26 protein-coding genes are annotated in these 26,322 nt (G+C 47.1%); 11 read left to right on the top strand and 15 right to left on the bottom strand.

Annotated features, from left to right (window positions below; all coding sequences use genetic code 11):
* Nucleotides 1-105: 105 nt before the first annotated feature.
* The 3 genes from G3352_RS02540 to G3352_RS02530 all read left to right on the top strand — a co-directional run bounded on the left by G3352_RS02540 (nt 106) and on the right by G3352_RS02530 (nt 3,206).
* The gene (locus G3352_RS02540; RefSeq protein WP_029880762.1) at nt 106-294 is read left to right on the top strand and encodes a hypothetical protein; all 189 of its coding nucleotides are present in this window, start codon (nt 106-108) and stop codon (nt 292-294) included.
* 161 nt (nt 295-455) lie between these two features.
* Nucleotides 456-1,637 (top strand): putative glycoside hydrolase, encoded by a 1,182-nt coding sequence (locus tag G3352_RS02535; RefSeq protein ID WP_163753529.1) that lies wholly within the window; start codon nt 456-458, stop codon nt 1,635-1,637.
* Nucleotides 1,638-1,844: 207 nt separating this feature from the next.
* On the top strand, nt 1,845-3,206 hold the full coding sequence (locus G3352_RS02530; protein ID WP_163753564.1) for an MATE family efflux transporter: 1,362 nt from the start codon (nt 1,845-1,847) through the stop codon (nt 3,204-3,206).
* Between the two features lie 79 nt (nt 3,207-3,285).
* Here the strand turns inward: G3352_RS02530 and pfkA are convergent, their stop codons facing one another.
* Both pfkA and G3352_RS02520 read right to left on the bottom strand, forming a co-directional pair.
* Nucleotides 3,286-4,257, bottom strand: coding sequence for a 6-phosphofructokinase (pfkA, locus tag G3352_RS02525; protein WP_076292040.1), 972 nt, complete (start codon nt 4,255-4,257; stop codon nt 3,286-3,288).
* A 52-nt stretch (nt 4,258-4,309) separates the two neighbouring features.
* The gene (locus G3352_RS02520) at nt 4,310-5,389 is read right to left on the bottom strand and encodes a tetraprenyl-beta-curcumene synthase family protein (protein ID WP_175381611.1); all 1,080 of its coding nucleotides are present in this window, start codon (nt 5,387-5,389) and stop codon (nt 4,310-4,312) included.
* Nucleotides 5,390-5,568: 179 nt separating this feature from the next.
* Between G3352_RS02520 and G3352_RS02515 the strand changes: the two genes are divergently transcribed.
* Nucleotides 5,569-6,909 (top strand): multi antimicrobial extrusion protein MatE, encoded by a 1,341-nt coding sequence (locus G3352_RS02515; RefSeq protein WP_163753527.1) that lies wholly within the window; start codon nt 5,569-5,571, stop codon nt 6,907-6,909.
* A gap of 37 nt (nt 6,910-6,946) precedes the next feature.
* Complete coding sequence (locus G3352_RS02510) at nt 6,947-8,116, top strand: MFS transporter (RefSeq protein ID WP_163753525.1); 1,170 nt, start codon at nt 6,947-6,949, stop codon at nt 8,114-8,116.
* 146 nt (nt 8,117-8,262) lie between these two features.
* On the opposite strand, the gene G3352_RS02505 is transcribed toward G3352_RS02510, so the two are convergent.
* Nucleotides 8,263-8,460 (bottom strand): cold shock domain-containing protein, encoded by a 198-nt coding sequence (locus G3352_RS02505; protein ID WP_017689394.1) that lies wholly within the window; start codon nt 8,458-8,460, stop codon nt 8,263-8,265.
* Nucleotides 8,461-8,623: 163 nt separating this feature from the next.
* Between G3352_RS02505 and G3352_RS02500 the strand changes: the two genes are divergently transcribed.
* The 5 genes from G3352_RS02500 (at nt 8,624) to G3352_RS02480 (ending at nt 12,721) form a co-directional block, all read left to right on the top strand.
* Nucleotides 8,624-8,857 (top strand): hypothetical protein, encoded by a 234-nt coding sequence (locus G3352_RS02500; protein WP_024629225.1) that lies wholly within the window; start codon nt 8,624-8,626, stop codon nt 8,855-8,857.
* Between the two features lie 3 nt (nt 8,858-8,860).
* Complete coding sequence (locus G3352_RS02495) at nt 8,861-9,046, top strand: hypothetical protein (RefSeq protein ID WP_024629224.1); 186 nt, start codon at nt 8,861-8,863, stop codon at nt 9,044-9,046.
* 200 nt (nt 9,047-9,246) lie between these two features.
* Nucleotides 9,247-11,037 carry an oligoendopeptidase F gene (gene pepF, locus G3352_RS02490; RefSeq protein WP_163753561.1) on the top strand — a complete coding sequence of 597 codons (1,791 nt, stop codon included), beginning with the start codon at nt 9,247-9,249 and terminating at the stop codon, nt 11,035-11,037.
* Between the two features lie 136 nt (nt 11,038-11,173).
* On the top strand, nt 11,174-11,563 hold the full coding sequence (locus G3352_RS02485) for a LapA family protein (RefSeq protein ID WP_163753523.1): 390 nt from the start codon (nt 11,174-11,176) through the stop codon (nt 11,561-11,563).
* A gap of 117 nt (nt 11,564-11,680) precedes the next feature.
* Nucleotides 11,681-12,721 (top strand): M42 family metallopeptidase, encoded by a 1,041-nt coding sequence (locus G3352_RS02480; protein ID WP_163753521.1) that lies wholly within the window; start codon nt 11,681-11,683, stop codon nt 12,719-12,721.
* 187 nt (nt 12,722-12,908) lie between these two features.
* On the opposite strand, the gene G3352_RS02475 is transcribed toward G3352_RS02480, so the two are convergent.
* From G3352_RS02475 to G3352_RS02435, 9 genes are all read right to left on the bottom strand, one after another.
* Nucleotides 12,909-13,847, bottom strand: a complete 939-nt coding sequence (locus tag G3352_RS02475; protein ID WP_163753519.1) for a hypothetical protein — start codon at nt 13,845-13,847, stop codon at nt 12,909-12,911.
* A gap of 167 nt (nt 13,848-14,014) precedes the next feature.
* Complete coding sequence (locus tag G3352_RS02470; RefSeq protein WP_163753516.1) at nt 14,015-15,952, bottom strand: ABC-F family ATP-binding cassette domain-containing protein; 1,938 nt, start codon at nt 15,950-15,952, stop codon at nt 14,015-14,017.
* A gap of 74 nt (nt 15,953-16,026) precedes the next feature.
* On the bottom strand, nt 16,027-16,605 hold the full coding sequence (locus tag G3352_RS02465; RefSeq protein WP_076292048.1) for a TetR/AcrR family transcriptional regulator: 579 nt from the start codon (nt 16,603-16,605) through the stop codon (nt 16,027-16,029).
* A gap of 13 nt (nt 16,606-16,618) precedes the next feature.
* On the bottom strand, nt 16,619-17,428 hold the full coding sequence (locus tag G3352_RS02460) for a DUF92 domain-containing protein (RefSeq protein ID WP_163753514.1): 810 nt from the start codon (nt 17,426-17,428) through the stop codon (nt 16,619-16,621).
* 237 nt (nt 17,429-17,665) lie between these two features.
* Nucleotides 17,666-18,439, bottom strand: coding sequence for an ABC transporter permease (locus tag G3352_RS02455; RefSeq protein WP_163753512.1), 774 nt, complete (start codon nt 18,437-18,439; stop codon nt 17,666-17,668).
* Between the two features lie 16 nt (nt 18,440-18,455).
* On the bottom strand, nt 18,456-19,232 hold the full coding sequence (locus G3352_RS02450; protein ID WP_163753510.1) for an ABC transporter ATP-binding protein: 777 nt from the start codon (nt 19,230-19,232) through the stop codon (nt 18,456-18,458).
* Between the two features lie 27 nt (nt 19,233-19,259).
* Nucleotides 19,260-20,315 carry an ABC transporter substrate-binding protein gene (locus G3352_RS02445; RefSeq protein ID WP_163753508.1) on the bottom strand — a complete coding sequence of 352 codons (1,056 nt, stop codon included), beginning with the start codon at nt 20,313-20,315 and terminating at the stop codon, nt 19,260-19,262.
* Between the two features lie 21 nt (nt 20,316-20,336).
* On the bottom strand, nt 20,337-21,776 hold the full coding sequence (locus G3352_RS02440) for an aryl-sulfate sulfotransferase (RefSeq protein WP_163753506.1): 1,440 nt from the start codon (nt 21,774-21,776) through the stop codon (nt 20,337-20,339).
* A gap of 46 nt (nt 21,777-21,822) precedes the next feature.
* Nucleotides 21,823-22,380 carry a MarR family winged helix-turn-helix transcriptional regulator gene (locus G3352_RS02435; RefSeq protein ID WP_163753504.1) on the bottom strand — a complete coding sequence of 186 codons (558 nt, stop codon included), beginning with the start codon at nt 22,378-22,380 and terminating at the stop codon, nt 21,823-21,825.
* Between the two features lie 359 nt (nt 22,381-22,739).
* On the opposite strand from G3352_RS02435, the gene G3352_RS02430 reads away from it, so the two are divergent.
* On the top strand, nt 22,740-23,147 hold the full coding sequence (locus G3352_RS02430; RefSeq protein WP_163753502.1) for a hypothetical protein: 408 nt from the start codon (nt 22,740-22,742) through the stop codon (nt 23,145-23,147).
* Nucleotides 23,148-23,265: 118 nt separating this feature from the next.
* Here the strand turns inward: G3352_RS02430 and G3352_RS02425 are convergent, their stop codons facing one another.
* From G3352_RS02425 to G3352_RS02415, 3 genes are all read right to left on the bottom strand, one after another.
* Entirely contained in the window at nt 23,266-23,901 is a 636-nt protein-coding gene (locus tag G3352_RS02425) for a fumarylacetoacetate hydrolase family protein (protein WP_163753559.1), read from the bottom strand.
* A 105-nt stretch (nt 23,902-24,006) separates the two neighbouring features.
* On the bottom strand, nt 24,007-24,759 hold the full coding sequence (locus G3352_RS02420) for a glycerophosphodiester phosphodiesterase (RefSeq protein ID WP_163753501.1): 753 nt from the start codon (nt 24,757-24,759) through the stop codon (nt 24,007-24,009).
* A 31-nt stretch (nt 24,760-24,790) separates the two neighbouring features.
* Nucleotides 24,791-26,200, bottom strand: a complete 1,410-nt coding sequence (locus tag G3352_RS02415; protein WP_163753499.1) for a CapA family protein — start codon at nt 26,198-26,200, stop codon at nt 24,791-24,793.
* Nucleotides 26,201-26,322: the final 122 nt, after the last annotated feature.

The raw sequence follows: 26,322 nt of genomic DNA, 5'->3' as shown, positions 1-26,322 counted from the left end.
TAGCAGGATGTGCCCTTCAATTTCACAGAACCATGTGCTTTTCCGATTCGCGCCGAATGACTTACCATTTTGGAATTCGAGTAGGAAAGGGTGATTATTGTGGATATGGAAACGGTAAAACTGTTTGAAATCGTCAACAGATGGTGCCCGGAAATGCTCCCTTTCTTAAAACCGAATGAGCTCGACTCACTGATTGTTCTCCGGGATGGGCTGGGCATTCTGGAACAGGGAGACGCAATGGAAATCATTCAGTACAGTATTTGTGAGCATCAAAATGAGATTTACATTCAATAATTTTTTTAGATTGATCACGCCGCTTCTTGTGGGGGTTACCCCTCAACAGGAAGCGGTTTTCATTTTCCCCATGTGTTTCATCACTTGAATAATATGGTTAAAAGCCCAGAGGCTTTATTGTATAATTCAAACATGGAATGCACATAGGGGAGTGGAAATGAATGAACATGTTTTGGGCTTTACTTGCTATGGCCTGGGGAACTATCAGTGGTGCACCCGCTACAGCCGATCAAGGGAATCAACCTTTTCAATCTTTAACAAACAGTTTCAACACCGCCATCATTCATTCTCAAAAAGATCAAGTCGTTATTGATGCGGATAACCCACCTGCCAAAATTGACCCTCAACCCGATGCACCCGTTGTCAAAGGCATCTATGTGACGGCTTACAGCGCCGGTGGTGCACGCATGACATCATTACTCGATCTGATGGATAACACAGAGCTCAATTCCATGGTCATTGATATCAAGGACGATCTCGGATACATAACTTACCCTACGGAGAACAAGACATTACAGGAAATGGGCAAATCTCAGCCCTTTATCCGTGATATTGATGCCTTGATGAAACGCCTGCAAAAACATGATGTTTACCCGATCGCACGAGTGGTTGTATTCAAGGATACAATTCTCGCCAAGAAAAATCCGGAGCTCTCTTTCCGCAACAAGGACGGTTCTGTATGGGCCAATGGCAAAGGTGACAGTTTCGTGAATCCTTACAGTAAGAAAGTATGGGATTACAATATAGAGATCGCCAAGGAAGCTGCTAAATTGGGATTCAAGGAAATTCAGTTCGACTATGTTCGTTTTCCGGAAGGTTTTGAAACGCGTGCAGACGCATTGAAATACACCAAGTCCGACAAGTCCCGGGTCGACATTGTAGCCGAATTCGTGCAGTATGCACGCAAAGAGCTCGCACCCCTGGGCGTCCGAGTCTCGGTTGATATATTCGGTTACGCAGCCTCAGTACCTGCAGCCGAGGGTATTGGACAGGATTTTGTGAAGATATCTGAAAACGTGGATGTCATCTCGCCGATGGTTTACCCGAGTCACTACTCCACCGGCTGGTACGGTGTGAAGGACCCTGACAAAGATCCCTATACGACCATCAAAGGCTCCATGAAAGATACACATAAGAAACTCGATCCAACCAAGGAGCTGAAACCCGTTATCCGCCCATGGATTCAGGACTTTACAGCAAGCTGGTTAGGCAGTGGACATTACATCAAATATGGCAAAAAACAGGTAGAGGACCAAATTCGTGCGATGAAAGACATGGATGTGGATGAGTACCTGCTCTGGAATGCTTCCAATCGATATACACCAGATGTAAACTATAAATAATGCACTCTTATTTTTGTTCACTTTACTCCAATAACCTCGTTCCGTATTCTCTGGAGCGAGGTTTTTTACTATGCTCTCAACCTTACCTTCCGCACAACGAGATTCCCCTCCCTATTCAAATTGAGCAAAATCCACTACAATAAATAGCTGTCCGTACATGACAGTTTAGTGATAACTCTTAAGAATAGTGAGGCACTGCCAGTGAACATGACCACCACCAGCTTTTCTCAAAAAGTAAAGCAATTCCTGATTATATTTCTACCCATCTTCACCACACAAATCGCCCTCTCTGCCATGTCGTTTTTCGATACCAATATGTCAGGCAAGTTCTCCCCTGCTGATCTCGCGGGTGTCGCCATTGGCACAAGTCTGTGGTTACCTGTGCAGACAGGACTAAGCGGTATTCTAATCGGCATTACACCTGTCGTCTCCCACCTGCTCGGTTCAAAGCGTAATGACAAGATTGGTCATAGCGTCATTCAAGCCTTATATCTCGGTATGGCGGTCGGAATCGTCGTTCTTGCAGCAGGCACATTGCTGCTCAGTCCGATTCTAAACGGAATGCCTTTGGAGCCGCGGGTTGCTCAAGTCGCTTTCTATTTCCTGTGTGCTTTGGCTTTTGGGGTTATCCCCCTTTTCGGCTACACTGTGCTACGGAGTTTTATGGATGCATTGGGCCAGACACGGATCACGATGATGATTACGCTGGTTTCGCTACCAGTTAACATCTTCCTGAACTATTTGCTTATCTTTGGACGCTGGGGCTTTCCCCAACTGGGAGGTGTCGGAGCAGGTGTGGCTACAGCAAGTACATACTGGCTCATTTTTCTCCTCAGCCTCTTTTTTGTACACCGGATTGAGCCCTTTGCCCAATATGGGATCTTTCGTAAATTGCCCAACATTTCATTGACCAAATGGAAAGAGCTGCTCAAGATCGGCGTCCCCATCGGTTTCGCTACTTTTTTTGAAACCTCCATCTTTGCAGCGGTCACATTATTAATGAGCCGGTTCGACACTATTACGATTGCTGCCCATCAGGCAGCCCTGAATTTCGCTTCTACGCTGTATATGCTGCCTGTAAGTATATGTATGGCCCTTACGATTCTTGTGGGCTACGAGGCGGGCGCAGGGCGTGTGAGAGACGCAAAGCAATACAGCCTCCTGGGTATCGGAGGAGCCATTGGACTCTCTCTGTTAACAGCTGTGGTATTACTGGTATTCGGGGAACAAATAGCGGGCGTATACTCGAATGATCGCGAGGTTATTGCTTTGACACAGCATTTCCTGATTTACGCCATCTTCTTTCAAATCTCTGATGCCATTGCCACCCCAACGCAGGGAGCACTTCGAGGCTACAAGGACGTGAATCCTGCATTGATCATAACGTTTGTCGCGTACTGGATCATCGGTCTACCGGTCGGCTACATCACGGCTACGTATACTTCACTCGGTGCCTTTGGATACTGGGTTGGACTCATTGCCGGCCTCGCTGTTGGAGCAACGGCGCTTCTTTGGAGACTGTTCCTTGTTCAGAAGCAAGCCTCGGTTCGTATGGCTGAAAATAAATAATAGAAATATAACAAAGAGCACAGCCCGCGATAAAACTGGACTGTGCTCTTTTAATTTTAAACTTTTGTTGATGACTGGATTATTGGGACAAACGCTGTGCAAGCTGGTAAGTCTCCATATCGAAGTCTTTTTTGGTATTAACCACTTTATCAATATCCGTCAGGGTCAGTTCTCCCTTGATAATACCGCAACCTTTGTCTGTCTCACCTGCGATCAGACTGCGTACGGCGAAATCTCCCAGACGACTGGCAAGGTTACGGTCAAACGGAGTTGGTGTACCTCCACGCTGAATGTGACCCAAGACAGTTACACGCGGCTCATACGTTGGGCAGCGTTCCATCAGTTCTTTTGCTACATCCTCACCCTTGCCCACGCCTTCAGCAACGATGATGATACTGTGGCGTTTGCCATGTGCAAAATTGGCTTTCATGCGATCTGCCACTTCGTCCATGTCAAACGGAACTTCCGGTACAAGAATAGTTTCTGCACCCGATGCGAGTCCTGCATGTAAAGCGATATCGCCACAGTGACGACCCATTACTTCCACGATGGAAGAACGTTCGTGTGAAGACATGGTATCGCGCAATTTGTTAACTGCATCTACTACTACGCTTACTGCTGTATCGAATCCGATCGTGTAATCGGTGAAAGAAACGTCATTATCAATCGTTCCCGGAAGACCCATCGTGTTGATGCCCAGCTTGCTCAGTTTGTTGGCACCGTTATATGAACCGTCTCCACCAATAACAACCAGGCCGTCAATGCCGCGTGCACGCAGAATGTCTGCACCTTTTTGCTGACCTTCAGCGGTATAGAATTCCTTACAGCGTGCCGATTGCAGAACCGTTCCCCCACGCTGGATGATATCCCCTACACTCCGCAAATCCATCGGGAAAATATCGTTATTCAAAAGACCCTGGTATCCACGTTGAACCCCGTACACTTCGAGACCGTGAAACAGTCCGCTGCGAACAACCGCACGAACAGCCGCGTTCATCCCTTGTGAATCACCACCGCTCGTTAAAACTGCGATTTTCTTTACTGCTGTCATGATGTTTCTTCCTCCTCTAGTTTCACTTCAGGCTCCCACCAATACGCCTGACTTACATATGCTTACGAATCCAGCGGCTAAAGATAAAGAAAAATACTCTTGTCATCGGACTATTCTTCATCAAACGCTTGGAAACGACGCGAACTTCCTGTTGTTCGCTGACTTTGGGATCAGACAGGTAAATGGCAAGCAGTCCTTCGATAATCATCCGGTGGAACGAACTTCCCGGAATCTTCTGCACATCACTGCGGGCCATCTCCACAATAAAAGCAATTCGGTCCAGCATTGTCTCCACATTCTCATAATAATTGCAGAAGTTGAGATCTCCTCCGATACGATCTTCATCCTGATCGATTAAATAATCGAGCATTATATGCAGTGCGCATACATGAGGAAAATAGGCAGTGTGGATCGAAGCCGCCTGCTCCTCTGTCAGCTGATCATCACTCGCAGCCAGAAACAGCATGAATACGCCCAGCGTAGAGCCGGTAGCGGCGGCAAATTCGTTCCAACGGAACTGAGGTGTACGGTGGCGATGTTCCGACCACCATTCCAGCAATGCCGTTTCTCTCAGTTCCGGCTTGATGTGCTTATATACCTGCAGGTCCGTGTATAGGCCTGCCAGATCCTGAATTTGAGGCTTGGCGGATGCATAGCCTGGCAACTGACGAGTCAGTTCCTGACATGAGGTCACCAGATTCCTTAGGTATCCACCATCATCCTGCTCCTCACGGAGCGCGTAATAATTGACAGGGGTTGCTTCGGGATCTACCGCATCAAGCATAGATTGATGGAGAAGCCGAAAGTCATTCGGGTCCATCGATGTACTGCGATCACACAAATTGTCCAAATAATCACTAATAGTCTGATATGAAACGATCAGTGGAATCAGAATGTGCCTGTTCGGCAAATCAGGTAAAGCATAAACGGTCCCGCCTTCACAGTGGAACTGCTTGTCCCTGAGACTGGCCAGTGCCTGATTGCGCAATTCCTCATTCGGAATTTTCTCAGCTTGGGCACGCCATCCATCCAATTCCTTCCGCGTTTCCGGAATGGTGTATTTGTACACCCCTCTCATCAATGCCAACGGTCCACGCGGATATTGATGACGATTTCGATTTGATTGGCTCAAAATAAATGTGCCTCCACTTGGTTGAATACGTATTAGAGCGATTTTTAACCAATCCTATTATAATATGATCCCCTTAATTGTACAAATGATCTCCCGCATATTCCGCACAAAAAATCGCATCCGCTTTCAAGGCTTTGTGATATACTAGGCATATTTCATCCATCAAAGGAGTCGTTGACATGACGTCAAGTGAACCACTTTCGTGGAGACGGTTATTTGCATTTTTTGTGCCGCTGGGCATATCCGCCTCTCTCGTTACCATCTCGCACGTGATCATTAACAGCACACTCGCACGTTCCGCTCATCCCGAGACGGTCATTGCCAGCTACGCTATCGCCGGTAGCCTGCTGACCCTCACCGAGCGCCCTTCAACCCTGCTGCGTCAAACCTGTTCGGCGCTGGTTCGGGACCGCCTTTCCTTTCAGGCCCTCACGTTTGTGACCAAAATATTTCTCGCTTGTGTGCTTCTGATCGGATTTCTCATCGTATATTCTCCCATTGGTACAGGTGTATTCAAATATCTGTTTGGCGTAAGCCCGGATCTGTTATCCAAAGTGATAGACGTCTACGAGATTCTCATGTATGTCAGCATCTTTTCGGTCATCCGCAACATCTATCAGGGCATCATTATTACGAATAACCGTACGAAATGGCTGACGATCGGCATGTTATTCCGCCTTGCCGGCATGTATGGCCTGTCCTTGTATTTCATATATACAGACAGCATTGACAGTGGACGTGTAGGCGCTATCATTTTTGCCGCAGGTATGATGATTGAGGCTTTGGTCAGTTTTCTTGAAGGTAACAGCATCAAACGCAAGATGCCAGCCAAGCTGGAAGATCATCCTGTTGAAAACAAGGCAGACGTCTTTCGCTTTTACAAACCGCTGTTATTATCCAGTTTTGTGGCCCTGTTTATCGGACCCGTCATTAATATCGTACTTGGCAAAACGACCGGGATTGCTCTGGCCATCTCTTCCTTTGCCGTTGCGAGTAGTCTGATGCAGCTGATGCTAAGCTTTTTTACATACATCCACCAAATCGTGCTGAATTTCTATCTTGTTGATGCCAAACTTGTGAAGAAGTTCGCACTGGTCACCGGATTTGTTCCTTTTGCCATGACCGTAACGATTGCCTACACCCCGCTTGGACCGTGGGTATTGGAAAATGTAATGAGCGTTCAGGGCAATTTGCTACAGCAAAGTTTGTGGACACTGCGTGCGTTTGTACTCTTTCCGCTGATTTCACCTTTTCTCGACTTCAGTAATGGTTTGATTTTGTTGCGCGGACAGACCAAAACGATGTTTCGCTCCCAGACGGCCAATGCCATATGTACGGTGATTGTCCTCCTCATTCTAGTTAGCATATTCCCTGCGTGGAACGGCATGATCGGTGCAGTGGCTCAATCCCTTGGCCTGCTTGCCGAACTTGTCATTGTCTGGCTTGTCATCCGGCGTACGCAGAAGGAACCTAGCATGTCTGTACACTCATCTGGGAAATCATCTTCCCTCAAGGGATAATAAATTTGAACTGTAATCAAGAATGGAGCCTTTCATCATGAAATCAAGTCATACCGCCCGGCCAGATCAAAACTGGCTGCGGGCACTCATGTTCACCATCTTCGGTTCCACCGTTCTGGTGGTATCGTATTTCCAGCTTTATTTCAGTCATCTGGGGTTCAGTCGGGCCGAAATCGGTTACCTGTACGGAATCGGTCCTCTCGTCTCCGTATTCTCCAACATGTTCTGGAGTATGGCCAGTGACCGTTACAATACCGTACGCAAAGTGATGATCATCCTGCTTGCCGGGCAACTGATCACAGGTGTCATGCTTGCCAATGCCACAACCTTTGGTCAGGTGTTTGTACTGGTGACCCTGTTTTACTTTTTCTACTACCCGGTTTATCCTCTTTCGGATACGATGGCGATTACAACCGCAAGCAAGTATGGGCGAAATTTCACTTCCATTCGTGTATTTGGCTCGATCGGATATGCGTTCTTTGCGTTAAGCATTGGATATTTTCTCGGATCTTTCGGACCGAGATGGACGATGTGGGTATGTATCGCGCTGGCCGCGACTACTCTCCTGATCGGTTTTCGATTAAAAGATCAGCCTTCGGGCAGCAGCACTAAAATGGATCTTTCGGGACTGTGGTCCATCTTGAAAAGAAGGGATGTTCTCACCTTTTTCGGCTGCGTTTTTCTGCTCGCTCTGGGTCACCGGATGAATGAAGCTTTTCTCACCATTACACTGAAAGATCTAGGCGCCAGTGAAGGGCTCATCGGCTGGTCCCTGTTGATCTCTTCGGTCAGTGAGATTCCGGTGTTTTTGCTGCTAAGCAGATACGGCAATCGCTACAAAGAACTTCCTTTGCTGACGATCGCTGCGCTGATGTATACAATTCGCTTATTTCTGATGTCCATCTCGGATACACCCGCGGCGGTCGTTGCTATTCAGACGATGCACAGCGTGACCTTTGGCATCTTCTACGTGACGGCAGTCCGTTATATTACCCGCCTTGTCCCGGATGGCTATCGCGCCACTGGTATGGCCCTGTTCACCATTGTGTGGTCCAGCGCTTCCGGTCTGCTCAGCGGAACACTGGGAGGATTGCTGCTGGAGCATACCAACAGAAACACCTTCTATCTCACTGCGATGGCGTTTTCCCTGGCCGCACTTGTTGGATTTTGTATGAAGCTTTGGTCAAGCATGAATAGCCGCACATAAACATCCAAAAAGGATTTCCCATATGGAACTCCACTTCTCAAATATATCAAAAAAAGCACAGTCTCCCATGGGGGGACTGTGCTTGGGTTCGTATATTCAGCTAGAAGCCAATCATTTATAAGAAATCCGTATGACCGGAAATATTCTTACAATTTGTTTACGTTAGCTGCTTGAGGACCACGGTTTCCATCAGTGATTTCGAATTCTACCGCTTGACCTTCTTCCAATGTTTTAAAGCCGTCGCCTTGGATTGCGGAGAAATGTACGAATACGTCCTCGCCGCCTTCAACTGAAATAAAGCCATAGCCTTTTTCTGCGTTAAACCATTTAACTGTACCTTTCAAATGAACAACCTCCTAAAAATATCGCCATCTATGGCGAATACCCTCATTATACTGTATGACCTTCTACATTGCAATTTATCTTTTCCATAAAAGTCGAAAAAATTTGCTTTGAATCCAAGGGTACGGTATCATTTTACCAAAACCGTTAGTTTGGAGACTACCTATGATAAAAAAACATGAAATATACAAAACAGACAAGTGGAATATGATGACCGTAGAAGTTCAAGGCAAATATCTGGTGCTTCGTGAAATCTCGGAAGAATGGGGCGAAGAATGCCATACCTTCCTCAGCCGTCCTGCGTTGATGCACTGGGCTGAACGCCGCTTCCCGAAAGAAGATTTCGAGAACCGCGAGGACGAATGGCGTCAACTGATGGCTGCCTTCAAAGGGGTCTAGCCCATGCAGCTTGACTCAAGCAATGTTGTCATCTTTATTATTCTTGCTTTTTCCTTAGGAATCGTGCTGATTCTGGGACGCAACTCCATCCCAGATCGTCTAAGACGGGGCATGGCTCTGATTGCCACCCTGCTGATCTGTTTCGCATTTTTCCTGATCGTTTACTTTTTGGTCAATATGGGAGCCTAGCTTCTTCAAATATTTCAATGCCCCTCAGGTCATACTATACGGGATTATTCGTATAGTGAGGAGGAAGGCCGTTGAAATACCGCAAATTGCTGTTCATTCTGCTGGTACTTAGTCTGATTCCTTCGTCTCTCTCCGCACAAGCGAGTGGGACGAAGGCAGCTTCGTCTATATATTCATCACTTCATCAAAGGAGGATTCCCATGAGTCAACTATTGAAACGTTCCGAGGTACCTACTGAACAAACCTGGAAACTGGAAGATCTATTCGCCGATCAGAAAGCTTGGGATCAGGAATATGAAGAAGTATCGTCTTTGACTAAGAAAGCCTCCGAATTCCAAGGCAAACTGAACAAACCTGAGACTCTCAAAAGCTGTTTTGAACTCGAAGATGAGATCAGTCTCAAAACCGAACGCCTCTTTGTGTATGCACGGATGCATCAAGATGAAGACACAGCTAACCCTACATATCAAAACCTGTCCCAAAAAGCACAAAAGTTAAGCGTGCAGGTTGGTGAAGCCCTATCTTATGTTACACCCGAAATTTTGTCCCTTCCGGATGATCAGTTGGATGCCCTCATCTCCAACGAGAAACTCTCTGCCTATAAGTTCACATTGGAAGAGATGAAACGTGAAAAGGCTCATGTACTGAGCCAAGCCGAGGAAGCTTTGCTCGCACAGGTGGGTAACCTATCCCAGGCACCACAGACCATCTTTAGCATGTTGAACAACGCCGATCTCAAGTTCCCAAAAATCAAGGATGAGCATGGAAACGAAGTGGAACTGACTCATGGCAGCTATATTCAGTTCTTGGAAAATCCGAATCGGGAAGTTCGCGAACGTGCCTTCAAAGCGGTGTATGAAACCTACGGCAAGCAAAAGAACACCATCGCTGCAGCTCTGAACGCTAACGTAACTAAAAACATGTTTTATGCCGATGTTCGGAAATACCCTTCCGTCATGGATATGTCCCTTTATGGCGACAACATCCCGAAGGATGTCTATACCAATCTTGTGGATACGATTCATGAGAGTCTTCCGCTGTTACACCGTTATATGGACCTGCGCAAAAAATTGCTCGGCGTAGATAAGTTGCATATGTATGACCTTTTCGCCCCACTGGTGGATGAATACAAAATGGACATTACCTACGAGGAAGCAAAACAAACGGTTAAAGACGGCTTGAAGCCGCTTGGCAAGGATTATGCAGACGCATTGCAGGCCGGCTATGATGATCGCTGGATTGATGTATACGAAAATGAGAATAAACGTTCAGGCGCATATAGTTGGGGAGCCTACGGCACCCACCCTTACGTATTGTTGAATCACAAAGATAACCTGAATAGCATGTTTACACTGGCACATGAAATGGGCCACGCACTGCATTCCCACTATTCAGACACTACGCTTCCATATCGTGATGCACAGTACACCATTTTCCTGGCTGAGGTTGCATCTACAACGAATGAAGCTTTGTTGATGGATTATCTGCTCAATAAATCGACAGATCCGAAGGAAAAGCTATACTTGCTGACGTATTATGCAGATCAGTTCCGTACCACGGTATTCCGTCAAACCATGTTTGCAGAATTCGAAAAAATCATTCACGAGCGTGCTGAACAGGGTGAAGCTCTCACACCTCAGCTGCTTTCCGAGATTTATTATGACCTTAATGTCAAATACCATGGAGATAGCATGGTGGTGGACAAAGATATTGAAATGGAATGGGCGCGTATTCCCCACTTCTATAACAGCTTCTACGTGTACAAATATGCGACCGGCTTCTCAGCAGCGACCAGTTTTTCCAAGCAAATTTTGGAAGAAGGGCAACCTGCTGTGGACCGTTATCTTGGATTCCTTAAGAGCGGTGGCAGTGACTATTCCATCAACATCCTGAAAAAAGCAGGAGTGGATATGTCAACGCCAGAGCCGATTCGCGAAGCAATGAGTGTGTTCAAGGAATTGATTGAGCAAATGGAACAACTAACGAAATAAGGTTGCTTTCTCGTCCATGTGACCTGTGTCCCTTGCCCATTCGGGCAAGGGATTTTATAATCAAGCAAGATGCAAGCTCCATGAATTAGGGTAATTGCATACATAGTCCTGAATTGTTCAACAAGGAGGCACCACCATGAAAATGCAATGGGCACTCATCGCAGGTCTCGTTTTTGCATTACTTACCGGAATTTTTGCGGTCATTAATGTGGATTCCGTACAAGTCAACCTGCTATTTAACACGGTTCAAATCCCGCTGATTCTGCTCATTCTTGGCTGCACCCTAATCGGTGGAATCATTGTAGGGTCTTATGGCATCTTCCGCCAATATCGACTGCAACGCGAGAACAAGCAATTGAAGCTGCGTGTATCTGAGTTGGAAAGCTCCGCAGCAAGTAGCTCTACCTCTTCTCTGGATTCGTTTAAATCGATGGATACATTCGGAACGATCGATTCGGACAACGCTTCTGTGGAGTCCGATTCCATTCAGAGTCAACGAAAAGGAAATCCTTCGGGTACGCTGTAACACATTAGAGGCAGCCTGCTGGCTATCAAGAATGGGATTGTACATTCTGCCAGACAGGCTGTATTCTGTTTTAAGAACAACTTTCTGCACAATTATTAACGAGGAGGAAATTTCCATATGAGTTTTACCATTGACGAATCCTATGTCCTATCTTTTCTGAAAAAGTTACTCGATACTCCCAGCCCTAGTGGCTATACCCACGATATTATTGAGATGATCCGCAAGGAAGCTGAATCACTTCATGTTGCTTTTGAATTGAACAACAAAGGCGGAGCTGTGCTCACATTGCCTGGGCAGGATTCTTCCAGAACGATCGGACTGAGTGCACATGTGGATACATTGGGAGCCATGGTGCGTTCCATCACATCTTACGGCACACTTAAGCTTACCTCTGTCGGTGGATTTACCATGAACAGTATCGAGAATGAGTATTGCTCCATCCACACACGCGATGGAAAGACCTACACAGGCACCATCCTTTCCCTGCATCCTTCTGTACACGTCTATCCGGATGCACGTACGTTTGAGCGAAGCGAGAGCCATATGGAAGTACGTATTGATGAAGTGGTCTCTTCCAAGGAAGATGTTCTGGCATTGGGTATCTCTGTAGGGGACTTTATTTCCTTCGATGCCCGTGCGGTCATTACACCCAGCGGATATATCAAATCGCGTCACCTTGATGATAAAGCCAGCGTAGCTGCCTTGTTCGGTATCCTGGAATCTGCACATCGGGAAAACTGGAAACCACTACATAACGTTTCGCTGCTCATCTCGAACTACGAAGAAGTTGGACACGGCGCATCTTATATTCCTGCGGAAATCAGCGAATTGATTGCTGTAGACATGGGCGCAATGGGTGACGACCTTAGCTGCAAGGAGACGGATGTATCCATCTGTGCCAAGGATTCGTCCGGACCATATGACTACGATATGACCTCGCGACTGATCGAACTGGCCAAACAAGCAAGCCTTGATTATGTCGTTGATATTTATCCACAATACGGCTCCGATGGCAGTGCAGCATTACGTGGAGGAAATAACATTCGTGCTGCATTGATCGGTCCGGGCGTTCATGCTTCCCACTCCATGGAACGCACGCATAAAGACGCTGTCCTCAATACAGCGAGACTGCTCGCCGCATATATTACGACCAAGTAAATTGTGATATGGTCATGCACAAGTCGAATGGAAATACAGCATTTGAATAAATGATCAGAGTTGTGATCTCGATCTGATCGGGCATGCCGACTTGGATATCTATCATTCACTTTTATCATGTAAAAAAGGACACTTCAGCTGCGCCGTTTAGGCGCAAGCCGGAAGTGTCCTTCTTCTTTGAAATGTCTCAATTCGCTCGTTCAATATATTCGCAATACCTACGTCCCAGAAGCTCCAGCTTCACTTTGTGATCACGGATCTCATCCTTCAGCACACGTAACGTGCTTCGCACTGCACTCAGTCCATCCTTCACCTGAGTTTCAGCTTTGCGAATTTTGTCTTGTACCATCCAATCCACAAAGAGATTATCGAAGAAATAGTCTGCGAATGAAAGCAGGCCTCCAAGGTGTAATTCCGTGTTTACAGCCATCTTCACATCCTCCAGTTCCTTCTGAAATCGGCGAAGACGTCTTCCGGCATCGACAATAGCAACCTGAGCATCATCCATTCTGCTGCGCTTAATATGGGTCGATATCATACCCCCACCCATCATGTCGTATACTCCCCAATTTCCCGCAGAGGACAAAGCCTTTTCAGCACGTTCAAGTGCATCGAGCAGATACTGACCTTCTCGATCCGCTTCATTTAGCTCCTGAAGCTCTCCCGAGAGATGTTCCCGATCCTCAGCCATCTGCTGCAATTCTGCATCTTTATCGAGCAAATCGTTTTCCTTCTTGCCCAATAACACCTTGTAATCACTTTGCCAGAATTGATATTGCCGCTGTCCGTCCAGTTGCTGTTGGGCTTGCGAGCGCTGCTTCTGGATATCCGTTAACATCTGGCATGCTGTATCGTACTCTGCCTTACTTTCCATCAACTCCAGTTCTTCTTTTTCCAGTCGATCCTCTTTTTTGCCGATTAAATGATAAAAGAATGCTGATAACGTCATGTTGTTGAGGCGATCCACATCGTTTTGTTCCTTCTGTAGATGCTCCAGACGCTGCTGTACTTTCCTTTTCCATTCCGCTTCCTCCTGATTCAGCTTCTCCAGCCGATCATTCCATTTCTCGTACATTCTTCCCTTTTCCTTGATCACTGCCAATTGTTCATTCAGTTCTCTGTACATGGATGTGGAGTTCTCCCCCTTCTATGGAATTCTTTATTTAATAAACGGTTTGAATATGGTTAACGTTTCATATAAATTCATTTTCATCAATGCAAAAAAAATCGCCCTCCCCCAAAAGACGACTACAAGTCGCTTTTGAAGAGAAGACGATTCACTGAAAATATGCTTTAAGACTTGCTGTTTTCAATCTGTTCCGCAAGCTCATTCAGAACGGTCCACCGTTCCATCAGTTCGTCCAGATGACGCTCCGCCTCCGCCTGCTCTGCCATTAACTCCTGTAGACGGGCTGAATCGCTGAACGATTCTTCCATCTCTTTATTAATGCGGGCGATATTGGCTTCAGCTTTCTCGATATTCTCATCAATCTGGTCATATTCACGCTGTTCCTTGAAGCTGAACTTCAACTTAGGTTTAGCGGCCGAGGCAGTAGGTTTACTTTCTTCCGTTGCTGCCGATTTCAATTTAGCAGCTGTTCCCGTCGCACTATCCTGAGAAGATGCAGGGGCATTTTTCAACATCCATTCTGCATATTCACTGTAGTCCCCAACATGCACACGTACAGCACCATCACCTTCAAAAGACAGTACTTTATCCACCGTCCGATCCAGGAAGTACCGGTCATGGGATACGACAAATACAACACCCGGGAAATCATCGAGGTAATCTTCGAGTACTGCAAGTGTCTGAATGTCCAGGTCGTTCGTCGGCTCATCCAGCAGCAGGACATTCGGTGCAGCCATCAGCACACGCAGCAGGTACAGACGACGCTTTTCTCCGCCAGACAGACGGGAGATTGGTGTCCACTGTGACGCAGGTGTGAAGAGGAAACGTTCCAGCATCTGAGCTGCTGTAATAAGAGATCCATCAGCCGTTTTTATATTCTCGGCCACTTCCTTGATGTACTCAATAACCCGCAGAGATTCATTCATCTCCTGATGCTCCTGAGTGAAGTAGCCCAGATTAACCGTCGGGCCCACAACAACCTCACCGGCATCGGGTTCCAGCTTACCAGAAATCATTTGCAGCAAGGTTGATTTACCGCTACCGTTCGGTCCAACAATACCTACCCGGTCACCTGGTACCGCAATGTAACTGAGATCGTCAATCAATTTGCGGCCATCTGCCGATTTGGACAGATGCTCAATCTCCAGTATTTTTTTACCCAAACGTGTGGAACCCACGGATACCTCTAGTGAGCCTGAACGATTGGGCCCCTGTTGATCCTTCAACTGTTCAAAGCGATCAATTCTCGCTTTTTGTTTCGTGGTCCGTGCTTTTGCACCGCGACGAATCCAGGCTAGCTCCGTACGCAGCAGATTTTGCCGCTTTTGTTCGGAAGCAGATTCACGCTCTTCACGCTCAGCCTTCAATTCCAGGAAGCGGGTATAGTTAGCCTCATACCGGAATAAACGCCCATGATCCAGCTCCAGCATCACATTTGCTACTCGATCCAGGAAATAACGATCATGCGTAATCATGAGCAGGGCGCCGCGCCGTTTTTGCAAATACTGTTCCAGCCAAACTACAGAATCATTATCAATATGGTTCGTAGGCTCATCCAGAATGAGCAATTCGCAGGGATGAATCAACGCAGAAGCAAGCGCCACCCGTTTGCGCTGTCCACCAGACAATGTGCCCATCAACGCATCGAACTGACGAATGCCCAGTTTGGACAGAATGCTCTTCGCTTCACTTTCCATCTGCCAAACCTGGAGCTGCTCCATTTGCTGGTTCAAGCGCAACAAACGCTCTTGCAGTGCCTGATCGGAAGGATTAAGCTCCAGTAGCTCCATTGTTTCTGTATACTCACGTACCGTTTTCATCTCCGGGCTGTCGCCCTCGAATACTTGTTGCAAGACTGTATTATCAGGGTTAAACTGCGGATTTTGTGCCAGGAACTGTATACGCACGTCATTCCCAATCGAGATCTGGCCCTCATCCGCTGGCTCCATACCTGCAATGACACGCAAAAACGTGGACTTTCCGGTTCCATTGACACCAACGACACCAATCTTGTCCTGATCGCCCATACCGAATGAGGCGTCTTTAAACAATATTTTCTCACCATAGCTTTTCGCAACTTGCTCTACCGTCATTATGTTCATTGCTCGTAACCTACTTCTCTGTAAAATGTATTCAATATGAGGCTGCACATAAGATGCAACTACGCTCACTCACGCTATACTTGCAGAAAGGAACGACATCCGTCCAGAAACAGAGCTGCTGCAAAGGCAATTCGTTTGTTCAGGTGCTCCTCATTAAATTCCGGATTCAACATGATATCCATCTTTAGCCGATCGAGAATTCCGATATAAGCTTCTGCTAGCAGCACAGGCTCAGGCACACCAGCATTCTCTAACACCTCACGCACCATGCTCATATATTCATTCATGAACGCCTTCATGAATTTCATCAGATCCGGATCATTATTGGGTGCCATAAAAAACAGCTTGGTATGATTTCGACGCTCATAATAATACGTAAGGTGAGTCTTGGCGATCGCACCCAGCTTATCCCCCGTACTCTCATGTGATTTCAATGCATAATCCAGGCGACTGATAAAACTGTCGCAATCCCGCTTGGATACGGCGATAAATAATTGTTCCTTATTTTTGAAATATAAATAAATGGTGCCTTTCGCGATGCCTGCTTCGTCCGCAATATCGGACATTTTCGTCTCATAGAATCCTTTTGAACCGAAAATACCATAAGCTGCATCCAGAATTGCCTCCGATTTGTCTCCTTGCACAGTGCTCAAACGCACTCCCTCCCTACGACGCCAAAATGATACCCAAACCGATCGCTAAACATCCGCCGATCACCGAACTGAGCACGTTCACCAGATCATTACTCATCCAAGACCAGCCACGCGCTCGAACGGTTTTGTGTCCACAATGTTCACTAACCTCGACCTCACGGCCGCACACAGTACAACGATACATATACTGAACCGTTGCGCCCAGATAAGAATCGGCAAAAGCTCCTGCCAATCCGCCTACAAGGCCGACACACGTCCAGCTGAGCAGACTCAATCCTCCGATCCCGGCAATCCAGGAAAAGAAAAACGCACCCACGCCGATCAAAGCTCCACCTATGGCAGCAGCCAGCGTCCCTAGTAATGAAACACCTCCAGAGGTACCTGGAGTCAGCACCTTCCATGTCACGACAGAGCGCGGTGGCTTACGGCTGAGACTTCCCCACTCGGTTGCCCATGTATCTGAAGTAACTGTAGCCATGACACCGATAAAAGCATACATCCAGGCCGGGTGTGGAAGGATCCAGTTCCCCAGAACAAGAAACATGCCGATTCCACCATTAGCCATGACCTGTCCAGCATCACGATTGCCCGTCTTGGCATAGGATTTCTCAAGCTCCTGCTTGCGATCCTTGCGAAATTTGGAGAACAGTGTTGAGGTAATGAAAAACAACAGCAGTGTTCCAAACCAGAACAGGTTGCCCGCTCCGTAATATATCGTACCCATGATCACAGCCGCCAGGCAGCCGGACAGGGTTAGCGACTTCTTCGCGTAGGCAGCACCCGCCACAATAAAAGCGCATACGGCGCCAATAATCCAGTCCATAAGTTCTCCTGCATGTGGCAGCATCTATGGCCCACATGACGTTTTATATTTTTGAAATTTAATTATACCACGGTTTGAACCCAATGCCGAAACTCCCTGGCCCCGCATACAAAAAACCTGATTCGGCAACTTTGAAAGCTGCCAAATCAGGTCTATGATATTGCGATAAAACTGAGACGAATGATCCTGCTTCCGTTTGAGCAAGGATTCGAGGATGCCATCACCTCAAGTGCCAGTTCAGACCCGCTTCGTTCCACCAATTACACCATAACGGTAGAGCACGCTGCGACCAAACCAATTGAATAACCGATCGGTGAGAAAGCCCATAAAGCCCAGAGAAATCAGGCCGACAAAGATCCAATCTGTGCGAAAGAATAATCGAGAATTCCAGATCAGATAACCCACGCCTTCATTCGCAGCAATCATCTCTGCGCCGATAATAGCCATATAGGAAGTGCCCATTGCCAGTCGTACCCCCGTGAAAATATACGGAGTCGTCGCCGGAACAACGACATGTTGCAAAATCTGCCATTCGTTTGCTCCCATGCTGCGGGCTGACCGGATCTTGTCTTCTTCAATGGAAAGTACACCTGTCAGCGTGTTTAACACAACGATGAAGAACGTTGCATACATGATGAGTGCAATCTTCGATTGCTCCCCGATCCCGAACCAGACCAGGAATAGGGTAATGAATGCAATCGGCGGAATAAAGCGGATAAAATTAAGGAAAGGTTCGGCAAACAGCCGGATCATATGAACCTTGCCGATGATAAGCCCTACCGGGATCGCTATCACACTGCCAAGCACCCAACCCGCAAGCACACGTGTAAAACTAATTCCGATATACTGCATCAGTGTACCGTCAGCAAGCAGTTCACGGGCACCGAGAATGGTATCCCACGGACCGGGAATCACTTCAGGACCATAGAGCATGGCCCCTAGCTGCCAAATCAGAATTACCGTCACCCACAATAGAGGGATAGACACCCACTTTTTCTCCAACCATCTCATATTACTATCACCTCAATTATTCTTCAAAATGGCTTTGAATCTGGTCATATAGGGTGTTGAACTCGGACGAGGCAATATTCCTCGGATAAGACAGAGCATTGTCGTATATATCCGTTATCTTGGATGAAGGCCCTACTGACATAATTCCTATGCGCTGACCCAGCAAGAGCGCCTCCTGAATATCATGAGTGACAAAAATAACGGTCTTGTTGGTTTCCTGCCAAATATTGACCAGCTCTTTCTGCATCGTACGCCGAGTCATTGCATCCAACGCCCCAAAGGGTTCATCCATCAACAGGATAGCCGAATCGTTGGCTAACACCCGGGCCAATTGCACGCGCTGTTTCATGCCACCTGACAGTTCCTTTGGAAATTTAGCTTCATGACTACCCAGTCCAACAAGCTCGATGTATCGGTCTGATATTGTACGCCGCTGAGACTTGGGCACCTTGGCCATCCGAAGTCCAAACTCCACATTCTCCCTTACGGTAAGCCAGGGAAAGAGAGAAGAATCCGCCTGCTGGAATACCATGGCCCGATCTTTGCCTGGTCTATCGATCTCCTTATTATCCACCTTGAGCTGACCGCCCGACTTGGAGATAAAGCCTGCAATCATATTTAGAAGCGTGGACTTGCCACATCCGCTGGGACCAAGCAGGACAAAGAATTCCCCTCCCTTGATGACGAGATCGACATCCTTGATAATATAGTGTACATCTCCATGAGTGGGGGCATTGTATGTTTTGCGAAGCTGCTCGATACGAATCGTATGCTGATCTGCAGGTAAGGACATGAGAACACCTCCAATTCAATTTGCGAGTTATTTACTATAAGTCACTTTATCTGGCAGTGTCTGCTTCAGGGGCTCTAGGTTCAGTTTGCTATCGAGATCAAAATCGTGTTCGATGATCCCGTTATCCACCATATACTGCTTCTGCCCTGCCAGACTGTCATAAGCTGCCTGGGTAAATCCAACTTCCCATGGATTGATTGGAAGATCCTTCAAGGTGGCCTCCTTAGGCTGCTTGGTTTCCTTATACATCAGGTCTGCAACCTCTTCAGGATGTGCCTGGGCATATACGGAGGCTTCATTCAGCGCTGCGAGAAAACCACTCACCGTTTCAGGGTTCGCCTGGATAAACTCATTGCTTGCTACGAGTCCCATTCCTAGACGTACAGGAGTTTGGGACATATCGGTGAGCTGATGCACGCCTTCAAGCGCATCGAACTTATCAGTCAAGGCGGAACCAATGACCCAGGTTGCATCTAAATCGCCTTGCTTTAGTGCAATGTACGCTTCGTCAAATGCTCCCTGACCCACCTGAGTTACTGCACCTAACTCCAATCCCTGGTCCTTCAAATATTCATCCCACAGGTAAGGAATAAATGTACCGCGGATGAAACTTACTTTTTTACCCTTCAGATCTGTACCACTCTGTATATCGTTCTTGGCATACAACTTCCATGCAGCTGCTGCTTCATTCGTAGCCTGACCTGCGGAAGCAATGACGGAGTAATCCCCTTTTGCCAAAGCGTTCAATACAGGAAAGTCAGCTCCGTACGCAATATCCACCTGCTTAATAAATAGTGCATTTACACCTTCTGCTGGCGAACCAAACGTAATGCTCTCTGCATCAATACCGTGGCTTGCAAAGAAACCTTTGGCAATAGCTACCCTGAACGTTGGGTTTGTACTTGTATCTGCGATCCGGATTTTCACTTTTTTGGCCTCTGTGCCGGAGGCACCCTTTGCTTCGGATACCGATTCGTTTGCAGAACATCCCGATAATATCAATAACATGGATAAGAGCATTAATAACGCACCAGTTAAGGTGGATGGTTTTCTCACAATATGCACCCCATTCGTTCTAATCATTGTTCGTCGCTCTGCGCCACCTTACTTGCCTTCATCTGACGTTGCCACACAGGCTGCACCTTCAACAAACGGCAGTGTTACTTCAACACTTACAACGGATGAAGAACCTTTGGGCGCTGCTCCCGGCACTCTGTAGGCGGAAACATCAATGGCTTCAATAGCAACCTCTTGGGGCTTCTCCAACTGTGGTACCCAGTGATAAGGCACGCGATACGAACGATAGACCATATTGGTGTTCCGTCCATCCTTATAAGGGGAAATATATTCCCAAACCAGCTCATACTCGGATGTAACCTCGAACAATCTACCATTGGAGCCTTCCGTAATTAGCGTGTTACCATTAGGCAGGCGCTGAGCGGAGCTGATATACGGACTATAAAATTTATAGGAATCTGTCGGAACGGAAAATCCGGCTTCTGCGGATGTATATTGCCAAACGATCTCCAGCGTCACCGGATTGATCTCCAGTATGCGTGAATGATCGCGAACAGCATGTTTCAAGCCGTATGGAGAAGCCGGATTGGGCAGGCCATAACCGGCCCAGCCACCATTGTCGAATACCAGCAGATTCCCCTCTCCAGGCAAACCTTTGGGAATGATATGTGCATGGTGCTGTCCAATAATGGTGCCAATATGCTTTACTTCAGGCAAAGAGTAATCCGGCCCTAGTCTCCATACGATCTTTCCACTCTGTCTGTCGGTTATTGCGATAATATTTGCTTCTCTGGCATCCCAGATAATATTGTCGGGATGGAACCGCTCGTCTCCATTTTCATAGAAATGGTTTGGACCAACATAAGAAGCTGAATTAATATGTAGCCAATCGCCCACACCACCACCGAGATGTCCGAATGAGCGTGTGTTCGGGTCACGGTACAGAACATTACGGGCGGCCTCATCAAATCCAAGTTCCTCAAAGTGCTCGTTCGGCAGCCACTCCCATAATACATTCCCTTCCCAATCGACTTCTATAATCGCATCATCAAGCAGAGGTTTATCCGAAATGGACGGGTTATTCACATTTTTATGAGCAAGAATCAGTGTCTTCCCGCTCTGGGTCTTAGGTGCAAGCCCAGGGGCGTAATAGCCGACCGGATTGCCTTCACGCTGAAAATCATGGTGCTGACGAGCGTACCACAGCGGTTCATATCCCGGATCTTCAATGTGTTCGTAGCTGTTGTACTTCCATACAATATTGCCTTCCCAATCCACCTGAACCAAATCGACGTTGTCCTGGATACCGAACTTCGGATCTCTTCGCCCTGTGCTGCCCAATACGAAGCCACCGGGGAAAACTTTGGCCGGAAAACCCAGCAGCCCTTTCCACAGGTGAACCTCCTTACCATTCATATCAATCAGTACAACCCCTTCCTCACCTGCCTGATAGACGGTATAACCGCCCCAAGCCTTATCAGGGTTATATACGGTTGCCCCGGTTGGATAAATTGTTGAATGCCCCATTGATCATCTCTCCCTTGGATTGTTTGTTTTCACATCAGATCAAACTTTAATAACTGAGATAGTTGCTCTTTCCGGTATTCTCCCTCTGCTTCTGTTCAGGGTCACTTTCGGTGGATGGATCGTGTTCCTGCCTCCCGTTGTTCTCTGCCAATTCCAGCAGCGTATCCGAGAATCCCTCCAGATTCGCTATCACCCGCTCATAAAATTGGCTTTGCTGCTCCAGTTCCTCCGTCGTAAAGCCCTCAAACAGAAGCGTGATACATCGGGCACCGATATTGCTGTTACGTGCAAACATCTCCCGTCCACTGGCAGTAATGTCGAGCAAAACCGTCCGACGGTCATCTTCCTTGCGCCTGCGGATCGTGAGTCCCTTTTTCTCCAACTTGTCTGTTAACGCTGTAATGGCACCTGAAGTGAAGTCCAGTTGTTCAGCCAAATCCCCCAATCGCTGTTCCCCTTCACGAATGATTTTGTGCAGGATGAGCATGCCAGGTAAACTGACCCCCTCTACCGATATACGATCTCGTTCTTTCACGAATCGTCTGACCATTTTACGAAACAACCAATCTGTCTTCTCAAACGCTTCCCAGTCGTTATTGCTCATTTCATCCTCCCTGTCTAACTGAAAACGGCAGTAAATACGAAAAAAGGCTCCCGCGGACATTCCATAGTGGAGTAGTCCCGGGAGCCTTTGGTGGTCCAATCAGCTCGCTTCAGTTCAATTTATTTCACTGTTCATTTAATTAGTGTTAAAATAATTGAGTTTATCATATAACCCACTAACCCAACCTGTCAAGTGTGAATTTAGATTTATTTTTTCGTAGCTCGATTTCACTCAAATTTAGATTACTTATCCGGTTTTAAGTTTCACTTCAGCTTTCCCGGTTACACTATCCTCAGAGCGTTACATCAAACCAGCTACGATTCAGTTCGTACTTAACCATAGAAATGAGGATGACACATATGAATATGAAGCGCGTAATCATTGTCGGAACAATGATTGTCACCATGTCTTTCGCCGGAACAGCCTGGGGCAGATCAGCGATAACCCCTATACCTTTAACGAAATGGTCCATCGTTAACATAGATATCAAAGACAATAGCGAGGATGAGTTGCTGAGTGCTCTGAATCAACATTCTGAAGATGACTTGGTTCAGGATCTGTACGCGGGTAAATCGCTGAGGATGATTGCAGATGAGAACGCTGGTGACTTCAACGAGGTTGTCGCATTGCAAATAAGGCAGCTCAAGGAGCAGTTAGATCAACGACTCGCAAGTGGGAGTATTAGCGCGGAGCAGCACGCAGTGCAAAGCAGTGAACTGGAAGAGTTGGTCACGGAGAGTGCCAATACAGCATACAGCTTCGCGTAAATGAATAGTCTCCCGTGTGCTATGGCAGAGAATGAGGGCACGCCAAAAAGGAGCGTCGAAACGCCCCTTTATCTGTTTCATATTTACTCTAAGTAAACAGACTGATGATGCATGACACTTACTGAACTGCTGCTGAAATCGTGCATTTGCCCAAGCATTCGCCGCCCCAGGACAGTTCAAGCACATCTCCTGCTGCCGTTGGTCCAACCCCTTCTGGTGTACCTGTAAAGATGACATCTCCAGGTCCCAGTCCGTAATGATGACCTACATAATCCACAATATCCTGTAGACTGAAGATCATGTTACGAATATTGCCACGTTGGACCTCGGCACCGTTCTTGGTGAGTGTAAAGTCTTTCTCAAGAAGAGCCTGGGCCCCCGGAAATGGCTGGAATGCAGTAACCGGAGCCGAGTTCTTGAACCCTTTGGCTGCCGTCCACGGATGGCCCTTTTTCTTAATGACCGTCTGTACGTCACGTAATGTAAAATCAATGCCAAACGCATACGCGTCAACCAATACATCCACAGCCATACCCGGCTCATAATCCCGCCCGATTTGAATGACCAGTTCAGCCTCATAATGAACTTCGCCCTTTGTCGCAGGCAATTGCAGCGTTTCACTATTCAAGGCCACAACCGCATGGGAAGGTTTCATAAAGATCATCGGTTCATCCGGAACCGCGTTACCCAGTTCTTCTGCATGAAGTTTATAATTTCGTCCTACACAGTATACATTGCGAATGTTTGTCAGCATGGATTTTACGACCACCTTTATCGGATTCATTAGCGTATATGGAGCATGTTCATCTTTTTATTATATAAGTACATATCATATTTTCGCTATTCAAAAAATTGGAGTTTATGGTCTGAAAAATCGGCTGCTCGTTTCCTGAAAAGCCTGTTCCCACACATCAGGCCGGTTTGTGCATAACATCAGCTCCGGATCAATCGCCGCAAGACGCTTCATGATGATTTTGTCATCCACTGTCCAGGCCATGACCTGAATGCCTTCATTTCGCATCTCGCGCATCAGCGATTTGTCCACATTGGTGTAACCGATGGAAAGAAAACTGCAATTCATCTGCCGCAGCACTGCTGCCAGATCCCCTGGCCGTGCATCAATAATCAAACCTGTTTTGAACTCCGGGGCCAGTTTCTTCACTTCAACCAGCGCCGCAGGTTCAAACGAAGTGATGACCACATCATGCTGCATATGTCTCTTCCTCACCTCATGAATAACCGCTGCCGGCAGACCGGGATACATATTGCCTTGCGTTTTCAGTTCGATATTCAATCTCACTTTGCCACAGGTGCGGTCCAACACTTCACTAAGCGCAGGGACACGTTCCCCTTTATAGGCTTTTCCTTTCCATGATCCCGCATCCAGCTGCTGTATATCTGCCCAGTCCTTTTCTCGAACAAATCCTTTTCCATTCGTAGTCCGATCAAAAGTAAAATCATGAATAACCACCGGAACACCATCACGTGATAACTGTACATCCAGCTCCATCCACTGAACTTCCGGCTGTTCCATGGCAAGCAGAAATGCAGCCATCGTATTTTCTGGTGCAATGGACGAAAATCCACGGTGCGCTACACAAAGGTTGTTCATTTCATCCCCTCCTAAATAAATAAATTGAACCTTAATTTACCGATGCGAATCCGTTCGCATCAAAACGAATACCTGGCGAGAGCTGGGTCATCTGCTCCAGCAGAAGTTTGTTGGCTTGGTCCACCATGGGAATGGCCTGACCCAACCCTGCTTCATAAGGGATAACCTTCATGCTGCATTTGGCATCCTTACTACAACTCGCCTGAAAAACCGCTGTTTTCCACGTTTCCTCTGTTGTTGATTTCGAGAAAATAAAGTTGCCTGTACTATATGCAATCCATTTGCCTTTGTAGTACTCCACCCCTTGCAAGACATGGGGATGCCCACCTATGACCAGGTCGGCTCCTGCATCTACAAATTCATGAGCCAGTCGGGTCTGATCATTATTCGGAGTGCTGACCCGTTCTTCTCCCCAGTGTGCAACAACAATGACCAGATCAGCCTTTTGGCGGGCTTCCTGAATTGCTTTTACCGCTCCAGTAGAATCGTAGGTCTCGGCAACACCTGCCCGATTCCCTTCCGCTTTCCAGCTTGTTTCAGGCACAACCCGACTGAATCCAAGCAGTGCAATCTTCATGCCTTTGCGCTCCAGATAAGCTGGTGCATAAGCCTCATCCCTGTTCATACCCGCTCCTGTGTGCGCTATACCGTATTGCTCAAGGTAAGTTAACGTATCAACCAGACCTTCTACACCTTGATCCAGAATATGATTGTTGGCGAGATTCACGGCGTCAAAACCTGCTGAAGCCATCGCTTCGAGCGCTTTTGGCGAAGACTTGTATACATAGGTTTTGTTTGCTGCACCAGTTCCACCAAGGGTTACGGGGGTTTCGAGGTTTCCAATGGTCAGATCATCTTCCTTGAACAAGTTGCCGAGCTTTGCAAAGGGATAGTCATAACCATTCTTATCCAACAATTCAGCCACTTTGCCCGAAAACTGGATATCCCCAACAAAGTTAATGGTTACATCGTTTGCCGAAGTAGATGGCTGTGTCGTCTCAGTTCCTGTACCTTCACTCCCCTTGGAGCCAGAAGAAGCAGAAGTATCCGTCGTTTTTTTCGTTCCCGTATCTGTCTTTCCATTTGCCTTGGAGTCTGCAGCATCAGGCTTTTTCTCACCAGACTTACCGCCGGAATTTTCAGTTGCCTGTTCAGTAGAACCCTCCGACACATCATCCGAAGTATTACCTGCCTCCGTGTCAGTATCAGGTAAATTTACCTGCTCACCACCTTGAGGGCTCTCTTCATTCACAGATTTCTGATTCACAACCGTTTCTTTTACTTCCGGGTCCGCCTGCTGTTCCTTCATTCCAACTGCATAATAGAGGCAGACAAGTCCGATAGCCACAATCAATACCAAATTAATGATCCAGACCATACGTTTGCGGGCACGTTTTACTTTTTTCTTTTGTACACTTCGTTTTGATCTTGGGGGATACATAGGCAACTCCTCTTCTTGTTCACAGCAATCCTTATCATATTATATCAGGCATATTCTGGATTTCCATCATTCCTTGGAAGTGCGAACATTGAAAGAATTCATCTCTCTCCCCTTTTCGCTTT

The sequence above is a fragment of the Paenibacillus sp. ALJ109b genome (assembly GCF_010747435.1).
Classification (GTDB): Bacteria; Bacillota; Bacilli; order Paenibacillales; family Paenibacillaceae; genus Paenibacillus; species Paenibacillus taichungensis.
The sequence above is the reverse complement of the archived record's forward strand: the minus strand, read 5'-3'. Positions and strand labels throughout refer to the sequence as shown.